Below are 13,602 nucleotides of genomic sequence, written 5' to 3'. Positions count from 1 at the left end.
TAGGAGGGTAATTTCATGGCACAACAACGTCGAGGCGGTCGTCGTCGTCGTAAGGTCGACTTTATCGCCGCAAACCACATCGAATACATCGATTACAAAGACACTGATTTATTACGTCGGTTCATTTCTGAACGTGGTAAGATTTTGCCACGTCGGGTAACTGGTACTAGTGCTAAGAACCAACGTAAGTTAACTATCGCTATTAAGCGTGCACGGATCATGGGTCTTTTGCCATTCGTTGCAGAAGATTAATTTCCGCGAAAATAAAAATAATAAAGAGGCCGGGATTTGCTCAGCCTCTTTATTATTTTAAACTACAATTGTCTTCGCTAAAAGTTTATGATTGATACACTAACTTTTTAACACATTGATAATCATTAGATGATATAATCTTTGGACTAAGTAATTGATGTGATATGATAGATTTATCCGATTAATAGTCAAATTAGAGCTATTTTGGGAGGACTTGTATGCAAAAATTTTTCAGTCGTGAAAATTGGGAGTTCTATTTTGAACACCCTGCCGTCCGCTGGAATATCTGCTATATTGGGATTTTAACAGTTATCGGACTTATTTTAGGGTTTATGGATAACTGGATTATTGGAATTATAGTGTTAATAGTTGCAGTTGTTGGTGGAGCTATTAGTATACAGCGATTAAAAAAGTTAGTTGTCGATACTCATGGATATTTGAATGAATTAACATATAAGGTTCAAAGTGGACAACAAGAAGCATTATTAGAAATGCCGGTTGGAATGATTATGTTAAATCAACGTCATGAAGTTGAATGGATCAATCCATATATGGCACGTTATTTTAACCTGGAGATTGTTGTAGGAAAACCGATTGCAGATGTTGATGCGGACCTAGCAGAATTAATAAAAAAATATGTGGATGATAAGAAGACACAGGTAGTAACTTGGCGAAATCATCAATTTGAATTTCTAGTTCAACATCATGGTCAAGTAGTCTATTTACTAGATATTACAAAGTATGAACAAATAAGTGCCCAGTATAAGGATGAACAAATCTTTATTGGAAATATTTATTTAGATAATTATGATGAATTAATTCAGGGGATGAATGATTCTGATGTTTCAAATCTTCATAATTATGTTACTTCTGAAATAAGTGATTGGGCCGTTGAGAATCACCTATTAATGAAGGTTATTGATGATGATAATTATTTGATCATCGGTCACCAAGCATCACTAAGAGAATTAGAAAAGCAGAAGTTTAAGATTCTTGATGTTATTCGTGAAAATACGTCTAAGCAAAATTCGCCGGTAACTCTTAGTGTGGGAATTGCTTATGGCGAAAATGACTTAATAAAGCTCGCTGACACAGCCCAAAATAACCTTGACCTTGCACTAGGTCGTGGTGGGGACCAAGTAGTTGTGCGGGCTCAAGACCAAGAAGCACGTTTCTACGGTGGAAAGACTAACCCGATGGAAAAACGTACTCGAGTTCGGGCAAGAATGATCAGCCAGGCCTTACAAGAATTAATGGCGCAATCAGATCAATTATTTGTAATGGGGCATACCAACCCTGATATGGATTCAATTGGTGCCTGCTTAGGGATTCGGCGGATTGCTGAGATGAACGGTAAAGAGTGCTGGATTGTAATAGATGATGAACATCCGCATTCTGATATCCGACGCCTTATGCACGAAATAGATAATTATCAAACAATTAAAGACCACATTATTTCGCCAAGTGATGCATTAGAAAAAGTCAATAACAACAGTTTATTAGTCATGGTTGACCATGCTAAGCGAGGAATTACCATTGCACCAGAGTTATATGATCGAATGCAAAATCGACTTGTAATAATTGACCATCACCGGCGTGGCGAAGATTTCCCTGAAAATCCATTACTTGTTTATATTGAACCGTATGCATCATCAACATGTGAGCTGATTACAGAAATGTTTGAATATCAGCCACGGGAAGGAAAAGGTTTAAATAAACTTGAAGCTACGGCAATGCTAACAGGGATTCAGGTCGATACAAAGTCCTTTACTAAGAGTGCTGGTACGCGGACTTTTGATGCGGCGAGTTACTTACGGTCCGCTGGAGCAGATGGACTAATGATTCAATCGTTTATGAAAGAAAATCCAGAAACTTTCATGAAGCGTAATCATTTAATCTCAAGAGCTGAAATAAATGATAAAATAGCATTATGTACGGGTGAAGAAGGACAGGTATATGATCCTGTAACGGCTGCCCAAGCTGCTGATATGTTACTTCAGATGAGTGGAATTGAAGCATCATTTGTAATCTTTGAGCGTGCAGATGGTAAAATAGGTATCTCTGCGCGATCAATGGGTGATATTAACGTCCAAGTAATTATGGAAGAGATGGGCGGCGGTGGTCACCTTGCAAATGCAGCTACGCAAATCAGTGATAAAACTATTGCTCAGGTTAAGCAGGAGTTAGTTGATATCCTAACAAAGTCTGACAAAGAGCAAGATGAAACAGAGGAGTGATCATAATGAAAGTTATTTTTACGCAAGATGTTCGTGGTCGCGGTAAACGTGGTCAAGTTAAAGAAGTACCAGATGGTTATGCACAAAACTACCTAATTAAGCGTGGTTTGGCTAAGCAAGCTACTAAGGCAGCAATGAGCCAATTAAAGGGACAACAACGTGCAGAAGAAAAACATGCTGCTGAAGAATTAGCAGATGCCAAACGCATGAAGAAGGTCCTTGAAGATGACAATACGGTTGTAGAATTGAGTGGAAAAGCCGGTACAGATGGCCGGATGTTTGGTTCAATTTCAACAAAGCAAATTGCTACTGCTTTACAAAAACAATTTGACCTTAAAATCGATAAGCGAAAGATTGAGCTTGCAGCCCCAATTAAGGCTCTTGGCTACGTTAATGTTCCAATTAAGCTTCACCCAGAAGTCGAAGCTCAAATTCGCGTTCACATTGCGGAAAAGTAGTGAGGATTAATAGATTTAAGGAGCGGTATCGTCATGGATAATGCACCAGTGCAAGAAGAGCCACGCGATATTGAAGCAGAAAAAGCAGTTCTAGGAGCTGCTTTTTTGAGTAAAAACGCGTTGGCAGATGCGATGGAGTATCTGGAGCCGCAGGATTTTTATCGCAAGGCTCATCAAGTTATTTTTGAAAAGATGATCCAATTAAATGATGAGGATCAGCCGATTGACCCGTTAACAATGAAAAACGTCCTTGATCAGGATAATCAAACGGAAAATGTCGGTGGTGTTGCTTATATTGCTGAACTTGCAACAGCGGTTCCGACGGCTGCAAATGTAGTTTATTATTCTAAAATTGTGCATGATAAGGCAATTTCTCGACGATTAATCAATACAGCAACCAAAATCATAAATGATAGTTATGCTGGCAATGATAGTGTTACTGACCAGCTTGACCATGCTGAACAGGCAATTATGGCGGTTTCAGAAAATAGCCGTCAGACTGGTTTTCAAAGCATTAGCGACGTACTTCAACAGTCGATTGAGCATGTTAGTGATTTGTCGAGTCAGGACTCAGAAATCACAGGATTATCGACTGGCTATGCACAATTAGACGAGATGACAACCGGACTTCATAAAGATGAATTGGTAATCATTGCAGCACGTCCAGCGGTTGGGAAGACGGCATTTGTCCTTAATATTGCCCAAAATGTTGCCACACGAACTGATAATACTGTAGCGATTTTTAGCCTGGAAATGGGTGCTGAATCATTGGCAAACCGAATGCTCTGTGCTGAAGGTAATATTAATGCTAATCATTTGCGGACTGGTCAGCTTAGTCAAGATGAATGGCAGAGTTTATTCATCGCGACTGGAGCGTTGAGTAATGCAAGTATTTATATTGATGATACCCCAGGAATTAAAGTGGCGGAAATCCGTGCACGTTGTCGGCGATTGGCCAAAGAAAAGGGTAATCTAGGACTAATCGTAATTGATTATCTACAGCTAATTGAAGGAAGCAATCCTGATAACCGGCAACAAGAAGTTTCAGAAATTTCTCGACAACTTAAGAAGTTAGCGAAGGAATTGGAAGTCCCTGTAATCGCACTTTCTCAGTTGTCACGGGGAGTTGAACAGCGGCAAGATAAACGACCAGTCCTTTCTGATATTCGTGAATCGGGATCAATTGAACAAGATGCGGATATTGTAAGTTTCCTTTATCGTGATGATTATTATGAGCATGATGAGGACTCAGAGGATAATAATAACCAGGGAAATAATCAAGATGATGATGGTTCTAATGCTAGTGAGGTTGAAGTCATCATTGAGAAGAATCGTAGTGGTCCGCGTGGGACGGTTAAATTACTATTTGCAAAGTCATATAATAAATTCACTTCGATTTCTTATATCCCTGAAGATAATAATTAAAAACTAAATTCTAAGAGGGCATTTCAGTTAAAAACTGAGGTAGCCCTTTTAGTGCGCTTAAGACATTAAAAATGTTTTTATAGAAAATAAACGGTATGATAGTAATTGAGGAGGCGTAAACAATGAACCGTCAAGGCGTAGAGTTAAAATGGCTGCTATTAGGAATGTTTCTTGGAAGTATTGGAAACAGTTTTGTGTGGCCATTAACAACAATTTATATTCACGAACAGTTACACGAGTCGTTAACTGTTTCAGGAATTGTGCTGCTCTTTTATTCGGGAGCAAATGTTGTCGGTAGTTACATTAGTGGGATGCTATTCGACCGAACTAATCCCCGTAAATTAATGATTGGCGGGACATTGCTGGCGACTGTGGTAATGGCCATTATGATCTTTTTTAATGGGTGGCCGATTTATGGAATTTTACTAACTGTAATTGGCTTCTTTAACGGTTGGATTATTACCATGGTTAATTCTTTCGCTACCCGGTCCGGTCGTGACGGCCGCTACGTTTTTAACATGCTGTACTTTGCTAATAACCTGGGGATGGTGATAGGTACGACGATTGTTGGCCCGCTTTACCAGTATGCAAAGGGTAATGTATCTCCCATGTTTTTAATTACAACGATTCTCTACACAATGTTTTCTTTGGTAGTTATCTTCTTCTTTAAGGATAACCACCAAACAGCAGAGAAAACTGATGATGGGGAGGCTGGAGCAGTTGACGTTAAAATTCCACAGGCTAATTTATGGATCAGTTGGATTTTCTTTGTTGCTCTTGTTGTGATTTGGACAATGTATGAGCAATGGGCAAGCAACTTGTCAGTATTTATGACTGATCAAGGAATCTCAATGACAAAATATAGCCTTTTATGGACATTAAACGGGATTTTAATTGTTGTCTTCCAGCTTGGAATTACTTGGCTCAATCGCTGGGTTAACCGACCATATGCTCAAGTATTTATCGGGATGTTTACAATCGGTTTTTCCTTCGTCCTCTTATTACATGCCCATTCGTATAGTTGGTTTGTTGCCGCAATGGTTATTTTGACTATTGGGGAAGCAACTGCTTTACCAACAATGCCTGCGATAGTTAATAGCCTTTCTCCAGTAGCAGTTAAGGGTAAGTATCAAGGGATTTTGAATGCATTCTCATCAATCGGTAAGGCAATTGGACCGCTTTTTGGTGGATTGATGATTGAAGCTACTTCATATCATATTTTGTTCATTATTTGTGCTGTTTCAATTTTTGTAATGGAAATAATAGTATTCCTAGTTGTTAAAATAAAACGTGCAAAAGTGGTTGAATATTAAAGAAGTGATCGAATGTTTTACAATAATTTTGATAATGTACATGGTGAAGATCGCTATGGAATGGTAGGAAAAATAGGAGACCCTTTTAGGGAAGAATGTGAACTAGCAATCTCATGCTATCGTTGCCATGAACAACCGTTAGTAATTGCTGAAAGAAATTGGATGGATACTAATAATGATGACTCACAGCGATATCAAATCGTTGTTGTCTGTGAGCATTGTGGTGCTGTTGATGAGTTTATAGTCAACGATGGCCGTGAACACAAGATTGGCAAATTAAAACATCGTAAATATCGGCCAATGGAAGTTGATATTATGAAGAAGGGAACTGTGGACTAGAATGTTCAAAGTTCTTTTTCTTAGGACTTTTTGAAAAAAGTTTCACAAACATAAAGTAATAATATCCACTACTCTAAGTAAGTGTGTAACAAATCCAATTATAATAACCACTTTCAAATGATTAAGTATTTTTATTTATTTGTGATAACATAAACATTGTAGAGATTGTCAAACATTTTAGGAGATGTTATGTTATGAAAATCAAAGCTGCTATTGTTGATGAAAAAGGTGCAAAGTTTGATATTCGTGACGATGTTGAATTGGCAGAGTTACAACCAGATGATCTTCAAATTCACATGGTTGCAACTGGTATTTGCCATTCCGATGAAGCCTTACGAAAAGGGGATGCCGAAATTGGTTATCCAATTATCCTCGGTCATGAAGGATCAGGAATTGTTGAAAAAGTTGGTTCGGAAGTAAAGAATTTCAAGCCCGGTGACCATGTTGTACTATCATTCTATGGCTGTGGGAATTGTATTAATTGTCTTAAAGGCAAGCCAACAAAATGTTTGAACTATGCCGCAAATAATTTATCCGGAGTTCGGCCAGATGGAAGTGCCCACTTTACAGAAAATGGTCATCAGGTTGACGATATGTTTGATCAATCATCATTTACTACTACTACAATTGTTCGAGAACGAAATGCGGTTAAGGTACCAGAAAGTCTTGATTTACGGAAGCTTGGTCCTCTAGGCTGTGGATATGTAACTGGCTCTGGTACAGTCTTTAATACCTTGAAACCGGAACCAGGTTCTACTATTGCTGTTGTTGGAACCGGAGCAGTTGGTTTAGCAGCAATGATGGCTGGTAAAATTTCAGGATGTACAACGGTAATTGCTATTGATCGTCATGATTCACGACTTAAGTTAGCTAAAGAGTTGGGTGCCACTGACACAATCAATACTGCCAATGAAGATATGGTTAAGAAGATTATGGAATTAACTGATGGCAAGGGTGTTGATTACGCGGTTGATACAACTGGTGCTACTGCTGTGATGGAAGATGCAATCCAAGCATTGGCACAAGGTGGTACATTAGCTCCGATTGCTGTTACTGCTAACCACATTGACGTTGATATATGGAATGACCTTTGTCCAAGTGATCGGACAATCGTGGGCGTTAACATGGGTGATTCAATTCCTCAAGTTGATATTCCACGACTCATTAAGTTCTATCAGTTGGGAATGTTTGACTTTGATAAGACAGAGAAGTTCTATGACTTTGATCAAATTAATGAAGCTAATGCGGACTCTGTATCAGGTAAGACAATTAAGCCTGTACTAATCATTGACAAAGATTATAAGCCTGATAAATATTAAAATGCTGGATTAATTCGATAAAAAGGAAGCAAAAATTATGAGTATGCCACATTATAAGATGTACATTAATGGTAAGTTTGTTGACACGAATTCTGGTAAAGAGATTACGGTTATTAATCCTAATAACGAGGAAACTTTAGGGACAGTACCAAGTGCGACCGTTGAAGAAACACGCGAGGCAATTGATGCAGCCTTTGAAGCTGAGAAATCTTGGCACCAGGTTCCAGCACCAACACGTGGCAGTTATCTTCATAAATTAGCTGATGAGATTCGTAAAGATCCAGAACCATGGATTAAGAACCTTCAAGAAGAACAAGGTAAGATCCGGTCCTTAGCAAAAACAGAAGTATTGTTCACTGCTGATTATTTTGATTATATGGCTGCTGCAGGACGGACATATAAAGGTGAAGTCATTCAGTCTGATAATCGTAATGAAACGATCTTGCTAAAGCGGATGCCGATTGGTGTTATTGCGGGGATTCTTCCTTGGAACTTCCCATTCTTCCTAATTGCGCGGAAGATGGCACCGGCTTTGGTAACAGGAAACACGGTTGTTCTAAAGCCGAGTTCTGATACCCCAATTGGCGCACTAGAGTTTGCAAAGCTATGTGATAAAGTCGGGCTTCCTGCTGGAGTCGTTAATTTTGTTACTGGTCCAGGTTCTGTTGTTGGTAATGAATTATCAAAGAATCCTAAGGTCGGAATGGCTAGTTTAACAGGTTCAGTTAATGCTGGTAAACGAATTATGGCGGCCGCTGCTGAACATATTGGTGAAGTATCACTTGAACTAGGCGGAAATGCTCCCGCAATTGTATGTGACGATGCTGATCTGGATGAAGCGGTCACTGATATTGTTAATTCACGTTATGATAATAATGGACAGCTTTGCAATAATGTTCAACGAGTTTATGTTCAAGAAGATGTTGCAGAAGAGTTTACTCAAAAACTTGTTGATGCTGTTAAGGCAATTACTTACGGTGATACGGTTGAAAATCCTGAAATCGGCATGGGTCCGCTAATTAATCGCAAAGCCCTTGAAGAAGTCGATCGTCAAGTAAAGCAGGCGATTAAAGAAGGCGGAAAAGTACTTGTCGGTGGTAAGCCTGCAGAAGGAAAAGGATTCTTCTACGAACCAACGATTATCAGTAACTGTAAGCAAAAAGATTCAGCTATTCAGGATGAAATCTTTGGACCTGTTCTGCCAATTATGACATTCAAGAACCTTAAAGAAGCAGTTGAGATGTGTAATGATAGTACGATGGGCCTAACATCCGGTATCTTTACGAAGAGTCTTGACCGTGCAGCCTATGCAATTAACGAAATTCAAGCCGGCGAGACATATGTTAACCGAAATTACTTTGAGGCTATGCAAGGTTATCATGCAGGAGTTAAGGAATCAGGTATTGGTGGATCTGATGGAATGCACGGAATTCTTGAATGTACTGATACAAAAGTTGTTTACATTCAGCGGCATCCAGAAAATATCTAATACCTAAGAGAAATAAAAAATACTAGAATTAGCTAAGCTTCTTAACGGCGCTAATTTGATATTTATAAAAGAGCTAGCAATTAGGGAAAACTGTTATTCTTCCCTGATCGTTAGCTCTTTAGAATTTTTTAGGATAATTATCGCTGATTACTTCTTTTTCTGCCAATTGAAAGTCAGTCTGTATAGGAAGTAACCGAGTAGGCAAGTAATGATATCACTAATTGCTTGTGCCCAGATAATCCCGGTATAGCCTGCTAAATGTCGTAATACTTCTAAAACTACCCAATAAATAACCCCTTGACGAGAGATGGACATTAAGAAAGCACCAAAAGCATTACCGATTGATTGAAAGACCGTAGTATAAACCAGTATCAAACCAACTAGCGGGGTTGTAATAATAGTTGCTAATAACATTTCGCTTGCAGCGTTAACGATTACTGGTTGGCGCATAAAGAGACTAATAATTGGCTTGGCAAAAATAATTAAAACGCCCCCAACGACAACTGAGTAAACAATTTGAACAAGAAAATCAAACCGTAGTATTTGATGAAGCCTTGACCATTCCTTTGCACCGTAAGTAAAACCAATCAATGGTTGGGCACCAAAGGCAAAACCAACAATTACTAAAATCAAAACTGAATATACTTTTTGAACGATTCCCATTGCGGCGACCATATCAGCACCGTAGAACGCCAGTGATGAATTAAGCAATGCCATCCCGAAAGTTAAGGCAAAATTGGTAATAGAACCAGGAATTCCAATTGCAATAACTTCTGTAATTGTGTGTAGATTAATTTTAGTTAAGCGCGGATTAAGTGAGACATATCGGGCATAACGAAAAATCATTACTAATAGTACGATGTCAGTAAAAGCATAGCCGATAACATTGGCAAGAGCGACCCCGGTTGTTCCCCATTTGAAAACAAATAAGAAAATAGGGTCCAGAATAATTGCGATCACGGTTCCGGTAATTGCAGCGATCATGGCGTGAGTAGCCAGGCCTTCTGTTCTAATTAAATTTTGTGGCACAATCGAAAATATTACAAAAACAGCCCCCACGCTTAATACTCGATAGAAGTTAGCTGCGTCTGCATAAGTTCCAGCTTTAGCACCTAACATCATCAGAATTGGACGCTCGAAAGCTAATAAAAATACCGTTAATAATATTCCGGTAATGATTGAGCAATATAAACAAAAACTAGTAACCCGTTTTGTTAAATGAACATTCTTTTCACCGAGCAATCGTGAAACTACCGAACTACCGCCTAAACCAAAAATATCGGCAATTGCAAGAAGAAAAGTAAATAACGGAGCACCAATGGTAACCCCAGCGACCATTTTGGGATCACCAGTTTTAGCTACAAATACCGTGTCAGCTAAGTTATAAATCATTGTTGTGATCATTCCGAGCACTACCGGTAATGCGAGCTTAAAGTAAGCTTGCTTAACAGGTGCTTTTAAAAATAAATTTTCCACGTAAAAACTCCTTTTAAACAAAAAAGGGCCATTCGTGAAGGAGGTTGGCTGGTATCTTCACAAGTGACCCTAAATATATAAATTTAACGTAACTATTTTATTGAAATTTGATGAAAAATGCAATGGGAAAAATAACTTTATATTTAATATCGTTCTGAAAGTAACTTTAACTAAAATATAGGAGTTATATATTCTAGTAGTTTACATTAACGAAATTGTAAGAGATTTGCTATGATGGTAGTTGAAAGTAAATTAAAAGCAATGAGGTGAATGCTGATGAAAACTAAAAAGTATCGTTATACCGGAAAAGATTTTGATATAAATAAAGCGCCAACTAAGGTAAAAGATTCTGCTGATGAATTAAAAAAGATTAAAAAGAGGATCAAGAAAAATGTAAAGTCGATTAAGGATGCGCAAAAAATGATGTATGCGCGACGTCACTATGGGGTATTAGTCGTATTTCAAGCGATGGATGCGGCTGGTAAGGATAGTATGATTTCTCATACTTTTGCTGGTGTGAACCCAGTGGGATTTAAGGTAGCTAACTTTAAGCAGCCGACTGGACGTGAATTGCGGCATGATTATCTCTGGCGAATTACTCGTGAATTGCCGATGCGGGGTGATATTGGAATCTTTAACCGTTCGTACTATGAAGATGTTCTGGTTTCGCGCGTTCACCCCGAAATAGTTGTAAATGCTAACTTGCCTGGAATTGATTCTATTGATGATGTAAATAATAAATTCTTTGATAGCCGTTATGAAGATATTCGCCAATATGAGGACTACTTAACTCGTAATGGCTACTTAATCGTAAAGTTCTTCCTTCATGTATCAAAAGAGGAACAAAAGAAACGATTTTTAGCTCGAATTGACACGCCTGAGAAAAATTGGAAGTTCTCTGCGGCTGATATTCGTGAACGCCAATATTGGGATGATTATCAAAAAGCGTATGAAAAGGCAATTAATGCAACAGCTACGAAGAAAAATCCATGGTATGTTATTCCATCTGATGATAAGTGGTACTCACGACTAATTGTATCCGATATTTTAACAAAGAAGATCAATAGTTTGCCGCTCGCATATCCAGAGGTTTCACCAGAACAAGAAATGGGCCTTAAGCAAGCACGTCAAGAATTGATGGATGAAAGTAAATAAATGAAGGGGATGCCATATGACATCCTTTTTTAATGCAAGGATTGTTGTTTTTAACGTTTATATTTAATCCTATAATGATAATAACCCCCGAAAATCGATTTTCGGGGGTTATTATGTTAGACTTTTAATATAATTATTCTAAAAAGAATGTTTTTAGCATTAAGGAAGGTGCGTAATCAATGAAATACCTGCCGTTGTCCAAATATAAGTATTTTATCAAAGATAAGACTAACGATTTAAACGCTGTTGAAAATGAATATCAAAGTCGGTTAAATGGATATACCAGTCAAAGAACAACCCTTTTTCCTTTACTTAATTATCGTGATGGTACTCAGACGAATAAGTATCCTATCTTTTATCTCCCCTTACCAGAAATACAAAACTTGGCAGATCAGCTTAGACGAAATTCTAAGGCAATAAAAAATATTTCTATCACACTTCCTCAAATCGCAATTAATCAATTTCTAAATTCTTTGTTACTTTCTGAGATCTTTTATACTAATGAGATTGAAGGGGTAAAAACGAGTCGTGTTGAAATTAGTACCGTTATTCAAGAAAATAATCAACAGATAGACGGTAGTGATCATGTATCGAAAAAACGGCTTGGTTCAACTATTAAAATGTATCAACGCACACAGTCAGGGAAAAAGGTTGAGATTTATGAACTTCAAGATTTTAGAAAAATATATGATTCTTTATTAAATGGAGAAATTGATAAAGGCCGGTTGCCAAATGGAACAATTTTTCGTGACAAACTTCCTAATAACGAAATCCTTTCTATTGGTGATGGTATCAAGACCGTTCATCAGCCACCAACTACTGAGATTGCAATCCAGACTGCATTAACAGCATTAATTGAATATATGAACAATGATGAGACTCCATCAATTTATAAGGCACTTGTCACTCACTTTTTCTTTGAAAATACCCATCCATTTCTTGACAGCAATGGCCGAATGGGACGATACCTTTTGTCGTCATATATTGCAAATAAGTTTGATCGTTTTACCGGCTTTTCGGTTGCTACTGCGATTCACAACAATGTTCAGCAATACTATAAAGTCTTTAAAGATGCCGATAAAGCCGATAATAGGGCAGACTTAACATTTTTTATTCAGAAACTTCTAGAGATATTGGTAAGTCAGCAAGAAAAGACTATTGATATTTTAAGCCAGTCTCGAGAAAAGCTAAATAATGCTAAACAAATTATTAAGCAGTGGGTAGAGGAACATCATCAATTGTTAAAGGCCACCGCTTTACCTGATAAATTGTATTGTGAAATTTTGTATCTTTTTGCGCAATCGGAATTTTTTACTAATCAGCAAAGCCTAGGGATTAAAGATAATGATATTATTAAAATTTTGAAGAAGAGTAGCCAACGTTATCCAATGACAAAAACCCGGTTAGCAATTAAAGAATTAGAAGAACTTGGAGCAATCAAAATAGTTTCCAAACGTCCTAAGCAGCATATAATTCAGATTTTGATTGAGCAGAAGTGATATGTCTTATCTTAATATTTAAAAAATTACAAAGAAGGACTAGTAGTAAAAAACCACAAGTCCTTCTTTAATTTGATTTAAACATATGTGGATAAAAGAAAAAGTAAATAGCTAATATTGTTGAGAATAATAGCAAGTTAAATTGTTTGCTGATAATACAATAAATTACAGTGATGATCATTACTGCTGTCCATAAATATCCCAAAATAGAATAATGTTGTTCTTTTTCCCGATGTTTTCCAAAAAAATGACTCCTTGAAAAATAAGTATTCCATAATAACAACAAGCAAGATTGGAATTAAGATGTGTGACCAGTAGTTAGTGGAATTGGAGAAGTAAAGGCCGATGAGCAACCAAAATAATCCTCGGATAATGTTGAATGCTTGAGCCGCTTTGTCACGATTTAAATAACTTGTTAGATCTTTATCTTCTCGTAACAGTGAGTCAACTGAAACGTGATATAAGTCGCTAAGAGCAAACAGCATTTTTAAATCGGGGTAGCTTTTATTATTTTCCCATTTAGAAAGTGTTTGTCGCGTAATGTGCAAGTTATCAGCAACTATTTGTTGAGTCAAGGCGAGTCGCTCACGCTGATTTTTAATTTGTTCACCAAAAGACATTTTAATTACTCCTCGTATTC

General features: G+C 37.6%; 12 protein-coding genes. 10 read left to right on the top strand and 2 right to left on the bottom strand.

Annotated features, from left to right (window positions below; genetic code table 11):
* Positions 1–15: 15 nt before the first annotated feature.
* The 8 genes from rpsR to aldA all read left to right on the top strand — a co-directional run bounded on the left by rpsR (position 16) and on the right by aldA (position 8,832).
* A complete protein-coding gene (gene rpsR / locus IEU90_RS00525) occupies positions 16–252 on the top strand; it encodes a 30S ribosomal protein S18 (protein WP_003665240.1) in 237 nt (78 codons plus the stop codon).
* Positions 253–470: 218 nt separating this feature from the next.
* On the top strand, positions 471–2,489 hold the full coding sequence (locus tag IEU90_RS00520) for a DHH family phosphoesterase (protein ID WP_153709421.1): 2,019 nt from the start codon (positions 471–473) through the stop codon (positions 2,487–2,489).
* A 5-nt stretch (positions 2,490–2,494) separates the two neighbouring features.
* A complete protein-coding gene (gene rplI / locus IEU90_RS00515) occupies positions 2,495–2,947 on the top strand; it encodes a 50S ribosomal protein L9 (RefSeq protein ID WP_153709422.1) in 453 nt (150 codons plus the stop codon).
* A 33-nt stretch (positions 2,948–2,980) separates the two neighbouring features.
* Complete coding sequence (gene dnaB, locus IEU90_RS00510) at positions 2,981–4,372, top strand: replicative DNA helicase (RefSeq protein ID WP_153709423.1); 1,392 nt, start codon at positions 2,981–2,983, stop codon at positions 4,370–4,372.
* A 122-nt stretch (positions 4,373–4,494) separates the two neighbouring features.
* The gene (locus tag IEU90_RS00505; RefSeq protein WP_153709424.1) at positions 4,495–5,685 is read left to right on the top strand and encodes an MDR family MFS transporter; all 1,191 of its coding nucleotides are present in this window, start codon (positions 4,495–4,497) and stop codon (positions 5,683–5,685) included.
* Positions 5,686–5,697: 12 nt separating this feature from the next.
* Positions 5,698–6,024 carry a hypothetical protein gene (locus tag IEU90_RS00500; RefSeq protein WP_153709425.1) on the top strand — a complete coding sequence of 109 codons (327 nt, stop codon included), beginning with the start codon at positions 5,698–5,700 and terminating at the stop codon, positions 6,022–6,024.
* A 194-nt stretch (positions 6,025–6,218) separates the two neighbouring features.
* Positions 6,219–7,343, top strand: a complete 1,125-nt coding sequence (locus tag IEU90_RS00495) for an NAD(P)-dependent alcohol dehydrogenase (RefSeq protein ID WP_153709426.1) — start codon at positions 6,219–6,221, stop codon at positions 7,341–7,343.
* A gap of 37 nt (positions 7,344–7,380) precedes the next feature.
* Positions 7,381–8,832: an aldehyde dehydrogenase gene (gene aldA, locus IEU90_RS00490; protein WP_153709427.1), complete on the top strand. Its 1,452-nt coding sequence runs from the start codon at positions 7,381–7,383 to the stop codon at positions 8,830–8,832.
* Between the two features lie 147 nt (positions 8,833–8,979).
* Here the strand turns inward: aldA and IEU90_RS00485 are convergent, their stop codons facing one another.
* On the bottom strand, positions 8,980–10,308 hold the full coding sequence (locus IEU90_RS00485) for an MATE family efflux transporter (RefSeq protein ID WP_188357576.1): 1,329 nt from the start codon (positions 10,306–10,308) through the stop codon (positions 8,980–8,982).
* Between the two features lie 270 nt (positions 10,309–10,578).
* Between IEU90_RS00485 and IEU90_RS00480 the strand changes: the two genes are divergently transcribed.
* Positions 10,579–11,463, top strand: coding sequence for a PPK2 family polyphosphate kinase (locus IEU90_RS00480; RefSeq protein WP_188357575.1), 885 nt, complete (start codon positions 10,579–10,581; stop codon positions 11,461–11,463).
* Between the two features lie 179 nt (positions 11,464–11,642).
* The gene (locus tag IEU90_RS00475; protein WP_188357574.1) at positions 11,643–12,962 is read left to right on the top strand and encodes a Fic family protein; all 1,320 of its coding nucleotides are present in this window, start codon (positions 11,643–11,645) and stop codon (positions 12,960–12,962) included.
* A gap of 137 nt (positions 12,963–13,099) precedes the next feature.
* Here the strand turns inward: IEU90_RS00475 and IEU90_RS00470 are convergent, their stop codons facing one another.
* Complete coding sequence (locus IEU90_RS00470; RefSeq protein ID WP_229723500.1) at positions 13,100–13,582, bottom strand: helix-turn-helix domain-containing protein; 483 nt, start codon at positions 13,580–13,582, stop codon at positions 13,100–13,102.
* Positions 13,583–13,602 lie beyond the last annotated feature (20 nt).

The sequence above is a fragment of the Limosilactobacillus caviae genome (assembly GCF_014635905.1).
GTDB lineage: Bacteria > Bacillota > Bacilli > Lactobacillales > Lactobacillaceae > Limosilactobacillus > Limosilactobacillus caviae.
The sequence above is the reverse complement of the archived record's forward strand: the minus strand, read 5'-3'. Positions and strand labels throughout refer to the sequence as shown.